At 68.3% G+C, this 15,277-nt stretch carries 12 protein-coding genes; all 12 read right to left on the bottom strand.

What is annotated here, in order from left to right:
• Nucleotides 1–32: 32 nt before the first annotated feature.
• The 12 genes from AU072_RS16835 to AU072_RS16780 all read right to left on the bottom strand — a co-directional run bounded on the left by AU072_RS16835 (nucleotide 33) and on the right by AU072_RS16780 (nucleotide 15,256).
• Nucleotides 33–1,121 carry a metal-dependent hydrolase family protein gene (locus tag AU072_RS16835; RefSeq protein WP_064415017.1) on the bottom strand — a complete coding sequence of 363 codons (1,089 nt, stop codon included), beginning with the start codon at nucleotides 1,119–1,121 and terminating at the stop codon, nucleotides 33–35.
• Nucleotides 1,122–1,128: 7 nt separating this feature from the next.
• Nucleotides 1,129–2,697: a signal recognition particle protein gene (gene ffh, locus AU072_RS16830; protein WP_064414834.1), complete on the bottom strand. Its 1,569-nt coding sequence runs from the start codon at nucleotides 2,695–2,697 to the stop codon at nucleotides 1,129–1,131.
• Nucleotides 2,698–2,766: 69 nt separating this feature from the next.
• Nucleotides 2,767–5,235, bottom strand: a complete 2,469-nt coding sequence (locus AU072_RS16825; protein WP_064414833.1) for a [protein-PII] uridylyltransferase — start codon at nucleotides 5,233–5,235, stop codon at nucleotides 2,767–2,769.
• 74 nt (nucleotides 5,236–5,309) lie between these two features.
• Complete coding sequence (locus tag AU072_RS16820) at nucleotides 5,310–5,648, bottom strand: P-II family nitrogen regulator (protein WP_018600748.1); 339 nt, start codon at nucleotides 5,646–5,648, stop codon at nucleotides 5,310–5,312.
• Nucleotides 5,649–5,681: 33 nt separating this feature from the next.
• Nucleotides 5,682–7,046, bottom strand: coding sequence for an ammonium transporter (locus AU072_RS16815; RefSeq protein ID WP_064414832.1), 1,365 nt, complete (start codon nucleotides 7,044–7,046; stop codon nucleotides 5,682–5,684).
• A 181-nt stretch (nucleotides 7,047–7,227) separates the two neighbouring features.
• Nucleotides 7,228–8,607 carry a signal recognition particle-docking protein FtsY gene (ftsY, locus tag AU072_RS16810; protein ID WP_120271001.1) on the bottom strand — a complete coding sequence of 460 codons (1,380 nt, stop codon included), beginning with the start codon at nucleotides 8,605–8,607 and terminating at the stop codon, nucleotides 7,228–7,230.
• 127 nt (nucleotides 8,608–8,734) lie between these two features.
• Nucleotides 8,735–12,322, bottom strand: coding sequence for a chromosome segregation protein SMC (gene smc / locus AU072_RS16805; RefSeq protein WP_174523746.1), 3,588 nt, complete (start codon nucleotides 12,320–12,322; stop codon nucleotides 8,735–8,737).
• Between the two features lie 26 nt (nucleotides 12,323–12,348).
• Nucleotides 12,349–12,633 carry an acylphosphatase gene (locus tag AU072_RS16800; RefSeq protein ID WP_064414829.1) on the bottom strand — a complete coding sequence of 95 codons (285 nt, stop codon included), beginning with the start codon at nucleotides 12,631–12,633 and terminating at the stop codon, nucleotides 12,349–12,351.
• Nucleotides 12,617–13,033 carry an OsmC family protein gene (locus AU072_RS16795; RefSeq protein WP_064414828.1) on the bottom strand — a complete coding sequence of 139 codons (417 nt, stop codon included), beginning with the start codon at nucleotides 13,031–13,033 and terminating at the stop codon, nucleotides 12,617–12,619. The genes AU072_RS16800 and AU072_RS16795 overlap by 17 nt, the downstream gene beginning before the upstream one ends.
• Nucleotides 13,034–13,112: 79 nt before the next feature.
• Nucleotides 13,113–13,970, bottom strand: a complete 858-nt coding sequence (mutM, locus tag AU072_RS16790; RefSeq protein WP_064414827.1) for a DNA-formamidopyrimidine glycosylase — start codon at nucleotides 13,968–13,970, stop codon at nucleotides 13,113–13,115.
• Nucleotides 13,963–14,661: a ribonuclease III gene (gene rnc / locus AU072_RS16785; protein WP_064414826.1), complete on the bottom strand. Its 699-nt coding sequence runs from the start codon at nucleotides 14,659–14,661 to the stop codon at nucleotides 13,963–13,965. Before rnc ends, mutM begins: the two co-directional genes overlap by 8 nt.
• Nucleotides 14,654–15,256: a YceD family protein gene (locus AU072_RS16780; protein WP_064414825.1), complete on the bottom strand. Its 603-nt coding sequence runs from the start codon at nucleotides 15,254–15,256 to the stop codon at nucleotides 14,654–14,656. Before AU072_RS16780 ends, rnc begins: the two co-directional genes overlap by 8 nt.
• Nucleotides 15,257–15,277 lie beyond the last annotated feature (21 nt).

Genomic DNA, 15,277 nt, shown 5'->3' with positions numbered 1-15,277 from the left:
CGGTTCACGGCATTTTGCGGTCGCTCGCGAGCTCAGGAAAAGATGCGGCCGCGCAGGATGACCAGATCCGGGCGGGTGAGGACGGCGGCGCCGTTGCGCGGATCCTCGGCGTAACACACCAGGTCGGCGGGTGCGCCGTGTTCCATGCCCGGCCGGCCGAGCCACTCGCGGGCGCTCCAGCACGCCGCGCCCAGGGCTTGCGTCGGCGTCATCCCGATACCGGTGAGCGCCTCGATCTCGTCGGCGATGCGGCCGTGCGCGACCATGCTGCCCGCGTCGGTGCCCGCATAGATCGGCACCCCGGCCTCCCTGGCCGCGGCGATGCGCGGATAGCACTTCTCGTGCAGGTCCCGCATGTGCTTGGCGTATTTCGGGTACTTCGCGGCGCCGTCGGCGATGCCCGGAAAGTTGGCGATGTTGATCAGCGTCGGCACCAGCGCGGTGCCGTACTCGACCATCAGGTCGATGGTGTCGTCGGTCAGGCCGGTTCCGTGCTCGATGCAGTCGATCCCCGCCTTGATCAGCCCCGGCAGCGCGTCCTCGCTGAACACGTGCGCGGTCACGCGGGCGCCGTTGTCGTGCGCGGCGTCGATCGCCGCCTTGAGCACGTCGTCGGACCACAACGGCGCCAGGTCGCCGACCTCGCGGTCGATCCAGTCGCCGACGAGCTTGACCCACCCGTCGCCGAACCGCGCCTGCTCGGCCACCGCCTCGGGTAGCGCGGATTCGTCGTCCAATTCGATCGCGAACCCGCGCTGATAGCGCTTGGGTCTGGCGAGGTGGCGGCCCGCGCGGATGATCTCCGGAAGATCGTCGTGGTCGGCGAGACTGCGGGTGTCGATCGGGGAACCGGCATCACGCAGCAGCAGCGCACCGACATCGCGTTCGATCGCGGCCTGCTCGATGCAGTCGTCGAGGTTGTCGAGCGGGCCGTGATCGCCGAGACCCACGTGGCAGTGCGCGTCGACGAGCCCCGGCAGGATCCAGCCGCCATACCCATCAGCACCGAAGACCGTCTCTGCGCCGCTGACCGGTTCGGCGCTGAGCACGCCACCGTCGATCCACCACTCCACCGGTTGCTCGTCGGGCAGTCCGATGCCGCGGACATGAAGAACGGGCAGCGTCACGCTACTTCTGGCCCGGGAACTTCAGCTTGGACAGATCGATGTCGGCGAGCCCGGGCGGGAGCTCGTCGAGACCCTTGGGCATATCGGACAGGTCGGGGAAACCCGCGGGCATACCCGGCATTGCGGCGCCGAGGGGATTCCGCACCTTCGGCGGAGTCGGGCCCCGGCCCGACTTCTTGTTCTTTCCGCTCTTCTTCTTGTTCTTGCTGGTCTTGCGAGAGTTCTTGCGGCCGAATGGCATTCCCATCTGGCCGGCCATCTGCGACATCATCTTGCGGGCCTCGAAGAACCGCTCGACGAGCTGGTTGACCTCGCCGACGGTCACCCCCGACCCGTTGGCGATGCGCAGCCGGCGCGACCCGTTGATGATCTTGGGGTCGGCGCGCTCCTCGGGCGTCATACCGCGGATGATCGCTTGCAGCCGGTCGAGCTGTTTGTCGTCGACGGCGGCCAGCGCATCCTTCATCTGGCCCGCGCCGGGCAGCATGCCCAGCAGGTTGCCGATCGGGCCCATCTTGCGGATCGCCAGCATCTGCTCGAGGAAGTCCTCCAGCGTCAGTTCGCCACTGCCGATCTTGGCTGCGGCCTCTTCGGCTTTCTGGGCGTCGAAGACCTGCTCGGCCTGCTCGATCAACGACAGCACATCGCCCATGCCGAGGATGCGGCTGGCCATCCGGTCGGGGTGGAAGACGTCGAAGTCCTCGAGCTTCTCACCGCTGGAGGCGAACAGGATCGGCACGCCGGTGATCTCGCGGACCGAGAGCGCTGCACCGCCGCGGGCGTCGCCGTCGAGCTTGGTCAACACCACCCCGGTGAACCCGACGCCCTCGCGGAACGCCTCGGCGGTGGTCACGGCGTCCTGGCCGATCATCGCGTCCAGGACGAAGATCACTTCGTCCGGATCGACGGCCTGCCTGATGGCGGCGGCCTGGCTCATCAGCTCGTCGTCGATGCCGAGGCGGCCCGCGGTGTCGACGATGACCACGTCGAAGTGCTTGGCCTTGGCCTCGGCCAGGCCGGCGGCCGCGACCGCGACCGGATCACCGGGAGCCGCGTCCGGTGCGCCGTCGGCCGACACCCCGGGGTGGGGCGCGAACACCGCGACGTCGGCGGGCTGGCCGACGATCTGCAGCTGATTCACCGCACCGGGCCGCTGCAGGTCGCAGGCCACCAACAGCGGCGTATGCCCTTGTACACGAAGCCATCTCGCGAGCTTGCCGGCCAGGGTGGTCTTACCCGAACCCTGAAGACCGGCCAGCATGATCACCGTCGGCGGTGTCTTCGCGAAGGCCAGCGGGCGGGTCTCACCGCCGAGGATGCCGATCAGTTCCTCGTTGACGATCTTGACGACCTGCTGGGCCGGGTTGAGCGCACCGGACACCTCGGCGCCGCGGGCACGCTCCTTGATCCGGTTGACGAAGGCGCGTACGACGGGCAGCGACACGTCGGCTTCCAACAGCGCCAACCGGATCTCGCGGGTGGTCGCGTCGATATCGGCGTCGGTCAGCCGCCCTTTGCCGCGCAGGCCCTGCAGGGCCCCGGTCAACCGGTCGGACAGGGATTCAAACACGACGTCCAGCCTAATGGGAGCCGGCAGCGGGGCGCCCGAGCAGGGCGTGCGCCGCGGAAACGGGCGTGATCAGCTCGCCTCGGACACCGGTTTCGGGGGCGGCGGCGCGGGCAGCACCGCATACAGGTCGCGTTCGATCTCGTCGCGCACGCCCTCATCGGCGGTGATGCCGAACAGGTCGACCACCGAGGAGCCCATGGTGGTGACCTTCGCCCACGCGATGTCGATGCCGTCGCGCTCGAACACGGCGGTCAACCTGGCCAGCAGGCCCGCGCGGTCGGTGCTGCGGATCTGCACGACCAGTTCCCCTGATCGGGCACCCTGTGACCACAGGACACGTGGTGGCGCGGTCACGTGGTTGATGGGGACTGCGGCAGGTACCTCGCCGGCGCGCGACGTGCCGTGTTGCGCTGCCTCGCGTTCACGGCGATCCAGCGCCTCCTGAACGTCGAGTTCACCCTCGAGCGCGAGGATGAACTGCTGGCGCAGGACCTCAGGCGCGGGTGGGGACCCGAAATGCGGAGAGACGACGAATGTGTTGATCGCCGAGCCCTCGTGACCGTTCACCGAGGCGGAGTGGACACGCAACGAGTTCAGCGCGAGCACGCCCGCCGCCTTGGACAGCAGGCCCCGGCGGTCGGGGGCGATGACCGTCACGTTGTAGATCTGCGGGCTGTCCCCCGGCGACAGCTCGAGATGAACACCCACCTGCTTGGCGAGCGAAAGATACCGCGGCTCAATAGGATCCGGTTGCGGTAGGGGCTCCCCCGCCATCACCATCCGGCAGCGGTGCGCGAGATCGCCGATGAGCGAGGCCTTCCAGTCCCCCCAGACGCCGGGTCCGGTCGCCAACGAGTCCGCTTCGGCCAGCACGTGAAGCAACTCCAGCAGGACGAGGTCACCGTCGAGGGTCTCGACCACCGCCGAGATCGTGTTGGGGTCCTGAAGGTCGCGGCGGGTCGCGGTGTGCGGCAGCAGCAGGTGGTGGCGGACGATCTTCGACAGAATCTCGACATCCGACGGCCACATCCCCAGCCGGGTCCCGATCTGAGTGGCCAGCTCCGCACCGATGACGCTGTGATCGCCACCGCGTCCCTTGCCGATGTCGTGGCACAGCGCGCCCAGCATCAGAAGGTCCGGGCGAGCCACCCGTGTGGTGAAAGCGCTTGCCCGCGAGACCGTTTCGACGAGGTGCCGGTCGACGGTCCAGATGTGCACCACATCGCGCGGAGGGAGGTCGCGAACCGCACCCCATTCGGGGAACAGACGCCCCCACAGACCGGTGCGGTCCAGCGCCTCGATCGTGGCGACCGCCGACGGTCCGGCGGCCAGCATCACCAGCAGATCCTTGAGCGCCTGGCGCGGCCAGGGCGTGCGGAGTTCGGGGGCGGCCTCGGCGAGCCGCGACAGTGTCGAGGCCGCCATGGGCAACCCGGTGGTCGCCGACGCGGCGGCCACCCGCAGGATCAGGCCGGGATCGCGTTCGGGACGGGCGTCGCGCGCGAGGATGACCTCGCCGGCGAACTCGATGACCCCCTCGTCGAGGGGGCGGCGAGGCGGACGGCGCAATGCCGCAAAACCACGACGGGGAAGCGCGTTGGCTGCCGTGCGGATCCCCGCGTCGACGTAGAAGCTGATGGTGCGCGCGGCGTCGGACAGCATCCGGGCCAGATCGAAGCGGTCGCCGATGTGCAGAGCCGCACCGATCTCGTCGGCGTGTTGGGCGAGCAGCAGGTCGCGCCCGCGGCCGGCCACCCTGTGCAGTTCGGTGCGTACGTTGAGCAACGCCAGGTGGGCCTGCCCCAGCGACCCGAGCGGGGACGCCAACGTGTGGTTGGGATACACGTCGGCCAGTTGCGCGATCGCCAGTGCGTTGAGCAGTTGCACGTCACGCAGACCGCCGCGACCACACTTGAGGTCGGGTTCGGCCCGGTGCGCGATCTCCCCGCTGCGCTGCCATCGCGCCCGGGTGTGATCGACGAGTTCATCGAAGCGCGAGGCGATTCCGGTGCGCCACTGCCGACGGGCTCCCCCGATCAGCAGCGTGGACAGGTCCGCGTCACCGGCGATGTGACGCGCTTCCAGCATCGCCAACCCCGCCGAGATGTCCTCACCGGCCACCTTCAACGCCTCGGGTACCGTCCGCACACTGTGGTCGATGCGAATGTTGGCGTCCCACAACGGATACCACAACAGCTCTGCCACCTGACCGACCACGTCGTGCGGCATGTTGTCGTGCAACAGCATCAGGTCAAGATCGGAATGCGGCACGAACTCGCCCCGGCCGAGGCCGCCGGTCGCGACGATGGCGAAGCCGCTGGTCGGCGTGATGCCGATCTCGGTGGCCTTGGTGGTCAGCCAGAATTCGTGCAGATCTTGCAGTGCGTGGCGCAGGGCGGCCGAATCCAGTTGGCGGGCACCGCCTGTCAACAGTTGCTTGATCGCGGCGCAGAGGTCCGTCGCCGGACGAGACGAACCCGCCGCCGGCGCCACCCATTGAGGGGCGCCGGCGGCGGCCTGGGGTCTGGGCTCACTCATCTCGTCCTCTCCCCCTGTAAAACTGCTCACGGTGTGCGATCGGACGGAGACGAACTCTCAGCTCTGCAAGAGGCTCAAAGGGCGTCGGCTCCACGCTCTCCGGTGCGTACCCGGACCACGGTGTCAACGGGGCTCACCCACACCTTGCCGTCACCGATCTTCCCGGTTCGTGCGGCCTGGACGATGACATCGACGACCTTGTCGACGGCGGAGTCCTCGACCACGACCTCGACACGCACCTTCGGCACGAAATCCACGGAGTACTCAGCACCCCGGTAGACCTCGGTGTGTCCCTTCTGGCGGCCGTAGCCCTGAACCTCGCTGACGGTCATCCCGAGGATACCCGTCTGCTCGAGCCCGGTTTTGACGTCTTCGAGCGTGAACGGCTTGACAATCGCAGTAATCAGCTTCATGTAGTCGATCCCTTCCGAGGAAATTGTTGCCGATCAGACGAGCTCGTAAGCAGTTTCGGCATGTTCGGTTTCATCGATGCCGGTGTCTTCATCCTCCGGGGTGACGCGCCAACCCAATGGCTTGACGATAAAGGCAATGATCGCCGTCATGATGCCAGTGAAGATAACCGCGACCAAGGCGATCACCACCTGAACGACCAACTGCTGGAAGCCACCGCCGTAGAACAGCCCGGTCTCCATCGCCAGCAAGCCGATGCCCACGGTGCCCCACAAGCCCGCTACCAGGTGAACACCGACGACGTCGAGCGAATCGTCGTAGCCGAACTTGTACTTCAACCCGACCGCGAGCGCGGACAGCGCGCCGGCGATGACACCCAGGATCAACGACCCGATCGGCGAGAGCGAACCGCAGGCCGGTGTGATCGCGACGAGGCCGGCCACGACGCCCGACGCGGCGCCGACGCTGGTCGCATGCCCGTCCCGGATGCGCTCCACCAGCAACCAGCCCAGCATCGCGGCGGCGGTGGCGGCGGTGGTGTTGACCCAGACCTGGCCGGCGAGCATGTCGGCCGCGCCCTCGGATCCGACGTTGAAGCCGAACCAGCCGAACCACAGGATGGCCGCGCCCAGCATCACGAACGGAATGTTGTGCGGACGGTAGGCGACCTTGCCGAAGCCGGTCCGCTTACCCAGCAGAATCGCGAGCACCAGTGCGGCCATGCCGGCGTTGATGTGAACGACGGTGCCACCGGCGAAGTCGATCGGCGAGACGTTCGCGGTGCCTTCTTCGTCGACGCCGAACATCTTGGCCGCGATGCCGTTCTCAGCACCGGACAGCAGGCCGCCGCCCCAAACCATGTGAGCGAGTGGGAAATACACCACCGTCACCCAGATCGCGCCGAACACCAGCCAGGTGCCGAACTTCATCCGCTCGGCCACCGCGCCGCTGATCAGCGCGACGGTGATGACCGCGAAGGTCAACTGGAAGCCCGCCCAGACGATTGCGGGCACGGAGCCGAATCCGCCCAGGACGTAGAGGGTGGTGCCGTCCACCTCCAGGGTCTCCAGAAGTGGGCTCAGCCCGAACAACGCGAATGGATTGTCGAAGATGCCCGCGATGTCGCTGTTGCCGGTGTGCGCCGACGCGAACGACATCGAGTAGCCCCACAGCACGTAGACGACGCTGACGACGCCGAGGGTTCCGAACGACATCATCATCATGTTCAGAACCGACTTCTGGCGCGACAACCCACCGTAGAAGAACGCGAGACCGGGCGTCATGAACAGAACCAGCGCCGCGGCGGTGAGCACCCATGCGGTGTCGCCGGAACTCAACCCGTCGGGGCCGAACGGCGCGAACGCATCATCGGGTAGGGCAAGGGGTAAGGCTGAAACCACTTTGTGTGAACCTCCTTGGGAAGTGCGCCGATCGGATCGGCCTCCCGAAGAGACTCTTCGGCTCGCGTTTCACCGGTGATTCTGTTCCGTTTCCACTAAGTGAACGGACACGCCCGAAGCGTTACGCTCGTGTTTCCACGCGGATCCAGCCGCCGCGCACAGCCTGTGCCGACGCGTCGGATCAGCCGAGCAGCGCGTCGACGAACGCCGCGGGCTCGAACGGAGCGAGATCGTCTGCGCCTTCGCCGAGTCCGACGAGTTTGACCGGAACGCCCAGTTCCTGCTGCACGCGGAAAACGATTCCGCCCTTGGCCGTACCGTCGAGCTTCGTCAGCACCACGCCGGTGATGTCGACGACCTCGGCGAACACCCTGGCCTGTGGCAGGCCGTTCTGGCCGATCGTGGCGTCGAGCACCAGCAGCACCTCGTCGACTTCGGCACGGCGGCTGACGACGCGCTTGACCTTGCCGAGCTCGTCCATCAGCCCGGTCTTGGTGTGCAGGCGTCCGGCGGTGTCGATGACGATGACGTCGGCGCCGTCCTTGATGCCCTCGTCGACGGCGTCGAAGGCCACCGAGGCGGGGTCGGCGCCCTCGGCGCCGCGCACCACGTGCGCGCCCACCCGCGACGCCCACGACTGCAACTGGTCGGCCGCGGCGGCGCGGAAAGTGTCGGCCGCCCCCAGGACGACGCGGCGGCCGTCGGCGACCAGGACGCGGGCCAGCTTGCCGACCGTGGTCGTCTTACCGGTTCCGTTCACCCCGACGACCAGTAGCACCGAGGGTTTGTCCGCGTGCGGCAGAGCCCTGATCGAGCGGTCGAGGTCGGGCTGCAGTGCCTCGATGAGGACCTCGCGCAGTACCTCGCGGGCGTCGGCCTCGTCCCGCACCCGGCTGCTGGCCATCCGGGAGCGCAGCGCGGCGACCACCGACTCCGTCACCACGGGCCCCAGGTCGGCGATCAGCAGCGTGTCTTCGACTTCCTCCCACGACTCGTCGTCCAGGTCGCCGCCGCCGAGCAGCCCCAACATGCTGCGCCCGAGTGTGTTCTGCGACTTGGCGAGCCTGCCGCGCAGCCGCTCGAGCCGTCCTTCGGTCGGTGCGATCTCGTCGAGGACGGGCGCGGGTTCATCGACGACGGGCGCCGATTCATCGACGACGGGCGCCGACTCCTCCACGACGGGGGCAGGCTCCTCGACGACGGGCGCCGGTTCGGGAGGCGCGGGCGCCGGTTCGGGAGGCGCGGGAGCGGGGCGCTCCTCGACCGGCGGCTCGGGTAGTTGCACGTCGGCGATCGGGCGCTTCGGTGCATCGCGCGGAATCGTGGCGTCGTCGCCGACGGCGGGCAGGCCGGTGGTGTCGATCCGCTCGGCAGGCGCGGTCGGCGCAGATTGCGAGAACGTGATCCCTGATGAGGCGGTGTAGCCACCCGAACGGTCGATCTGCGTCGCCGTCTCGGTCTTCGACAGCCGGATGCGCCGGCGTCGATACCGCACCAGCCCGACGACGAGCGCGACGACCAATAAAACGGCGATGACCGCGATCGCGATCCACAAACCCATCGAGCCCACATCAGTCACGGCGCCATTGTCTCAAGGTGAGTCCGCGCCAGCGCCCCCGCGCCCCCTCACCGAGGATTTGTGCACCGCGTGTTGCGCTCAGCGCTCCGAAGTGTGCACAACTCGCCGATCAGTTGGCGGCGCCGACCAGTTCCTGCCCGCGCATGCGCTGGCTGATGACCGCGGTGATGCCGTCGTCGCGCATGGTGACCCCGTACAGCGCGTCGGCGACCTCCATCGTCGGCTTCTGGTGGGTGATCACGATCAGCTGGGAACGCTCACGCAGCTGCTCGAACAAACTGATCAGCCGGCGCAGGTTCACATCGTCGAGCGCCGCCTCGACCTCGTCCATCACATAGAACGGCGACGGCCTCGCGCGGAAGATCGCGACGAGCATGGCCACGGCCGTCAACGACTTCTCACCGCCGGACAGCAGCGACAACCGCTTGATCTTCTTGCCCGGCGGACGCGCCTCGACCTCGATGCCGGTGGTCAGCATGTCGTTGGGGTCGGTGAGCAGCAGCCGGCCTTCTCCGCCGGGGAACAGCGTCGAAAACACCTGGGTGAACTCACGTTCCACGTCGGCGTAGGCCTCGGTGAACACCTGCAGGATGCGGGCGTCCACGTCCTCGATCACGTCGAGGAGGTCCTTGCGCGCCCCCTTGACGTCCTCGAGCTGGGTGGACAGGAAGTTGTAGCGCTCCTCGAGCGCGGCGAACTCCTCGAGCGCCAGCGGATTGACCCGGCCCAGCTCGTTGAGCTCTCGCTCGGCCTTCTTGGCGCGCCGTTCCTGCGTCGCCCGGTCGAACGGCATCGGGGCGGGCGCGGTGACCTGTTCGCCGCGCTCGCGCGCCTGCTCGTACTCGGCCATCTCCAATTCCGTTGGCGGAAGCGGCACGTCAGGTCCGTACTCGGCAATGAGGTCGGCGGTCGCCATGCCGAACTGCTCGAGAATCTGCTCCTCGAGCTGCTCGATCCGCAGAGCGGCCTGCGCCTTGGCGACCTCATCCTTGTGCAGCGCCTCGGTGAGGCCGTTGACCTTGGCCGCGAGCTCGTTGACCTCGTCACGTGTCTTGGCCAGCGCGGCGGCCCGGTGCTGCCGTTCGGCGGCCACCTCGTCGCGGGCGCGCGAGGCCACCGCCACAACGGCGCTCAGCCGTTGCGCCACAACGCGACCCGATTCGGCCACCGCGGCGGCCACGGCCGCTGCATGCCGACGAGCCTCGCGGGCACGCATGGCGCGCAGTCTGGCCTCACGTTCGGCGGCAGCGGCTCGGCGCAGCGAATCCGCCTTCCCTCGAACGGCATTCGCGCGCTCTTCGGCGGTGCGCACCGCCAGCCGGGCCTCCACCTCAGCACCGCGGGCCGCCTCTGCCGCTGCCGTCGTCTCCTGCCGGTTGACGGGCTCGGCTTCGAACGTCGGCTCCTGCTGTGCGTTGTGCAGCCTCTGCTCGAGTTCGGTGAGTTCATCGACGGTGCGGGAACGATTGGCTTCCAGCTCATTTCGCTGGTGGATCAGCCGCTGCCATTCGTCGTCGGCCGAACGGGCGTCCTGACCGAGTCGACCCAGCTGCTCGTAGATCGCCGAGATCGCCGCGTCGGATTCGTTGAGCGCAGCGAGCGCCTGCTCCGCGGCATCCTGACGGCTGGCCTGTTCGGCCAACGCACCCGACAGCGCCGCCGACAGCTCGCTGACCTGCTTCTCGGCCTCGGCGAGCTCGGCGCGGGCCTTTTCGACCTCCGATGCGATCTCGAGCGTGCTGGGTTTGCGGTCGGACCCGCCGCTGACCCAGCCCGGACCCACGAGATCACCGTCGGTGGTGACCGCCCGCAGCGTCGGATGGCCTGCGACCGCGTCCAGCGCAGCGGCCAGGTCCGAGACCACCACGACGTCGGAGAGCATGGCCCGGACCGCACCCTGCAGCCGCGGTGGCGCCTCGACCACGTCCACCGCGCGCACCGCGTTGTCGGGCACTGATTGTGCCTGTGGCACTTCGCGGTTCGGCCAGTCGCTCAGAACGATCGCGGCCCGTCCGCCGTCGGATTCCTTGAGCGCCGCGACCGCTGCGCGGGCGGCCCCCGGACTCTCGGCGGCCACCGCGTCGGCCGCGGCACCGAGCACCGTCGCGACGGCCACCTCGTATCCGTTACGCACCTTCAGCAGGTTGGCGATCGAGCCGAGAAGCCCTGCGCCGCCGCGGTTCTTCTGCAGCCAGGCCGCGCCGTCCTTGCGGTCGAGGCCGACGGAGAGGGCTTCGATACGCGCGCGCAGCGAGGCCACCTGACGTTCGGCGCCCCGTTCGGCGGCTTGCAGTTCGGCGACCCGTTCGTCGGCGAGCCGCAGCGCGGCGACGGTCCGGTCATGGTGTTCGTCCAGACCGACCTCACCGGCGTCGAGTTCACCGACGCGGCTCTGCACGGTTTCGAACTCGGCCTGAGTCTGCTGCGCGCGGCTGGCGGCGTCGTCGATGCTGCCGGTGAGACGGGCGACGGTCTCGTCGATCGACTCCACGCGGGTGCGCATCGTGTCGACCTGGCCGGCCAGCCGCGCCAGACCCTCGCGGCGATCGGCTTCGGCCCGAGCCGCGGCCAGGTGCGCACGTTCGGCCTCGGCCGCGACGCGCTCGCGTTCGGCGAGTTCGGCGCGGGCCGCCTCGAGCTTGCCGCGCGACTCGGTCAACTCGCCGAGCAGCCGACGCTCCTGTTCGGCGACCTCGTCGGCCTGGGCGTCCAGGGCGTCGGGATCCGGGCCCGTCGACGCCTCGGGTTCGGTGTCGAGATGCTGTGCGCGCTCGCTGGCGATGCGCACGGTCGCGCCGACGCGTTCGGCGAGGGCGGACAGCGCGAACCACGTCTGCTGGGCCGCGTCCGCGCGTTCGCTGAGGCTGCCCACCGCCGCCTCGTGTGCGGCCAGTTCCGCGGTCTTGGCCTCCAGCCGCGTGGCGATCTCATCGTGTTCGCGCCGCAGCGTCGTCTCGGCCTGGTTGGTGTTGTCGAACTCGGCGCGGCGGGTGACCAGGTCGTCGGCGGCCAGCCGCAGCCGTGCGTCGCGCAGATCGGCCTGGATGGTCTGTGCGCGCCGGGCCATCTCGGCCTGCCGCCCGAGGGGTTTGAGCTGACGACGCAGTTCGGTGGTCAGATCGGTCAACCGGTTGAGGTTGGCCGACATCGCGTCGAGCTTGCGGAGCGCCTTTTCCTTGCGCTTGCGGTGTTTGAGGACGCCGGCGGCCTCCTCGATGAACGCGCGCCGGTCTTCGGGTCGCGACTCGAGGATCTCGGAGAGCTTCCCCTGTCCGACGATGACGTGCATCTCGCGGCCGATACCGGAGTCGGACAGCAGTTCCTGGACATCCATCAGTCGGCAACTGCTGCCGTTGATCTCGTACTCGCTGCCGCCGTCGCGGAACATCCGCCGGGTGATCGAGACCTCGGAGTATTCGATCGGCAGCGAGTTGTCGGAGTTGTCGATCGTCACCGTCACCTCGGCGCGGCCCAGCGGCGGACGCGAGGACGTGCCCGCGAAGATGACGTCTTCCATCTTGCCGCCGCGCAACGTCTTGGCGCCCTGCTCCCCCATCACCCAGGTGAGCGCGTCGACGACATTGGACTTGCCCGACCCGTTGGGCCCCACCACGCACGTGATGCCTGGCTCGAAGCGCAGAGTCGTCGGCGAAGCAAACGACTTGAAGCCCTTCAGGGTCAGACTCTTGAGGTGCACGACGTGCCACACTACCGCCGCGGCGGCTATCGCTCGGTGAACCCTTGTAGCGAGTCGCGAGGTTCTGTGAAGTCGGCGACGACGTTGTCGACCCGACCCGGCGTTTCTCCCCTTTGCAGCAGGTCAAGCAGCTTCTGGCAGGATTCGCGTGGGCCCTGCGCGACCACCTGAACGCGGCCGTCGGGCTTGTTCGCCGCGAAGCCGGTCAGCCCCAGTTCCAGTGCACGGGCGCGCGTCCACCACCGGAACCCGACACCTTGCACATGCCCGTGCACCCATGCTGTCAGGCGTACCTCAGCTAACTCCTGCATCATCTACCTCAAATGTCACTTCCGTCCCAGACTTGAGGGTGCGGCCGACGGTGCAGACTTGGTCGATGGCGCGCTCGACCACGGTCAGCACCCGCGCCCGCTCCTGCTCGGACAGCCCGGACAGGTCGAGTTGCATCCGCTCTTCGAGCAGCGGGTAGCGCTCCTGCTCGCGGTCGGCGTCCCCGGAGACGCGGATCGTGGTGCGGTACTGCTCGCCAAGGCGCCGCTGCAAGGGCACGTCGCTGGCCATCCCGCTGCAGGCCGCGAGCGCGATCTTCAGCAGTTCGCCCGGCGTGAAGACGCCATCGACGTCCTCGCCGCCGACGAGCACCTCCGCGCCGCGCGAGCTGCGGCCGGTGTAGCGCCGCGCCCCCGTTCGCTCAACCCACAGTTCGGTCATGACTCCTCTTCTCCGCGAGCGACCGCAAAATGCCAAATTTCTGCGGCGTGTCGCGTGCAAACACGGTCCCTCGCGCAGCTTATTCCCGTCGAACTCGCGGCCGCGGCTGGCAGCGCGGGCAGTAGAACGACGAGCGGTTCATGAACTTCTCGCGCCGCATGATCGCCCCGCAGCGTCGACACGGTTCGCCTTCGCGCCCATAGGCATCGAGCGACCGGTCGAAGTAGCCGGACTCGCCGTTGACGTTGACATACAGCGAGTCGAACGACGTCCCACCCTGATCGAGCGCCTCGCGCATCACCTCGGCGGCCGCGTCGAGCAGTTCGGCCAGCTTCGGCCGGCTCAGAGACGACGCCAGCCGGGCGCCGTTGACCTTGGCGCGCCACAGCGCCTCGTCGGCATAGATGTTGCCGATTCCCGACACCACAGTCTGGTCGAGCAGTTGACGCTTGACCTCGGAGTGCTTGGCGCGCAACACCTTCACGACGCCATCGCGGTTGAACTGCGGATCGAGTGGGTCACGCGCGAGGTGCGCGACGGGAACCGGAACCTCGGTCCCGTCGACGGTGACCATATCGGTGAGCATCCATCCGCCGAACGTGCGCTGGTCGACGAAGCTCAGCGCGGTCCCGTCGTCCAGCAGGGCGGCGATGCGCAGATGGTTCGCGTTGGGTACCTCACCCAAGAGCATCTGCCCGCTCATGCCGAGGTGCACCACGAGAGCGGAGCCGTCGTCCAGCGTCAGCCACAGATACTTACCCCGTCGCCCGGTGCCGACGACGCGCGAATCCAGCAGCCGCGCAGTCAGATCCGCGGGGCCCGCCTCGTGCCGGCGCACCGCGCGCGGATGATGCACGCGCACAGCGGTGATGGTCTTGTCGACGACGTGTGCGTCCAATCCGCGGCGGACGACTTCGACCTCGGGAAGCTCAGGCATCTACCTCGGCGGTCAGCGCGTTCCACGCCGCCGCGGCCGCCTTGAGTTCGGCCTCCTTCTTGGTGCGCCCGACGCCCCTGCCGTATTCGGTGTCGGTCACCACGACGGTCGCGGTGAACTCCTTGTCGTGGTCCGGGCCCGTCGAGGTGACGAGATAGGTGGGCGCGCCAAGGCCGCGCGAGGCGGTCAACTCCTGCAGGCTGCTCTTCCAGTCCAGCCCGGCGCCCAGCGTGGGCGCGGTGTCCAGCAGCTTGCCGAACAGCCGCAGGATCACCTCGCGGACGATCGCGTTGCCATGCTCCAAATAGATTGCGCCCAGCAGGGATTCGACGCCGTCGGCCAGGATGCTGGCCTTGTCCGCGCCTCCCGAGTTCAGCTCGCCCTTGCCGAGCAACAGATGCGCACCGAGCCCGTCGTCGGACAACTGACGACCGACGTCGGCGAGCGCCTGGGTGTTGACGATGCTGGCGCGCAGCTTGGCCAGATCGCCCTCGGAGCGGTCGGGGTGCCGGTGGTAGAGCTCCTCGGTGATGGTCAGTCCGAGCACGGCGTCCCCGAGGAACTCCAACCGCTCGTTGGTCGGCAGGCCTCCGTTCTCGTACGAGTAGCTGCGATGGGTGAGCGCCATCGTGAGCAGTTCGTCGGGCAGATCGACACCCAGCGCCGCCAGCAGCGCAGCGCGGTCACTCACGCGTGTCCTCAGTGGGATCGTCGGCTCCGCCGACAGTGTCGAACATGCCGGCCAGCTTCGCCCAGCGCGGATCGATCTGTTCGTGGTGGTGACCGGGTTCGGCGGTGGCCAACGCCACACCGCAGTCCGGGCACAGGCCCGCGCAGTCCGGACCGCACAGCGGCGCGAACGGCAGCGCCAGTCCGACCGCGTCGATGATCGGCTGCTCCAGGTCGACGGTGTCGTCCACCACGCGACCGACCTCGTCGGCTTCGGTCGTCTCGTCGGTGGCGCTGTCGGGATAGGCGAACAGTTCGGTGAGCTGGATCTCGACGTCCCCGGTGACCGGCGTCAGGCATCGCGCGCAGTCGCCCGTCGTCGGCGCGGACACCGTCCCGGAGACCAGGACGCCTTCCGACACCGACTCGACGCGCAGGTCGAGGGTCACCGGTGCTCCTTGGTCGATCCCGATCAGGTCCAGTCCGATGCGTGACGGGCTGGACACCGTCTCGGAGACGGCCATCATCGACCCGGGCCGCCTACCGAGCCGGGAAATGTTGATCACGAGCGGCGATTGTGACGCGCGATGCGCCGCCGCTTTGGCATGCGTCGCCATAAGTATCGAGTTTACGGCGAC

It is taken from the genome of Mycolicibacterium novocastrense (assembly GCF_001499835.1).
Classification (GTDB): domain Bacteria; phylum Actinomycetota; class Actinomycetes; order Mycobacteriales; family Mycobacteriaceae; genus Mycobacterium; species Mycobacterium novocastrense.
The sequence above is the reverse complement of the archived record's forward strand: the minus strand, read 5'-3'. Positions and strand labels throughout refer to the sequence as shown.

Bases quoted from the DNA above. Each gene is read 5' to 3' on its own strand.
- AU072_RS16825 (WP_064414833.1), bottom strand. From the start codon at position 5,235: ATGAGTGAGCCCAGACCCCAGGCCGCCGCCGGCGCCCCTCAATGGGTG.
- AU072_RS16820 (WP_018600748.1), bottom strand. From the start codon at position 5,648: ATGAAGCTGATTACTGCGATTGTCAAGCCGTTCACGCTCGAAGACGTC.
- ftsY (WP_120271001.1), bottom strand. From the start codon at position 8,607: ATGGGTTTGTGGATCGCGATCGCGGTCATCGCCGTTTTATTGGTCGTC.
- AU072_RS16800 (WP_064414829.1), bottom strand. From the start codon at position 12,633: ATGCAGGAGTTAGCTGAGGTACGCCTGACAGCATGGGTGCACGGGCAT.
- AU072_RS16795 (WP_064414828.1), bottom strand. From the start codon at position 13,033: ATGACCGAACTGTGGGTTGAGCGAACGGGGGCGCGGCGCTACACCGGC.
- mutM (WP_064414827.1), bottom strand. From the start codon at position 13,970: ATGCCTGAGCTTCCCGAGGTCGAAGTCGTCCGCCGCGGATTGGACGCA.
- AU072_RS16780 (WP_064414825.1), bottom strand. From the start codon at position 15,256: ATGGCGACGCATGCCAAAGCGGCGGCGCATCGCGCGTCACAATCGCCG.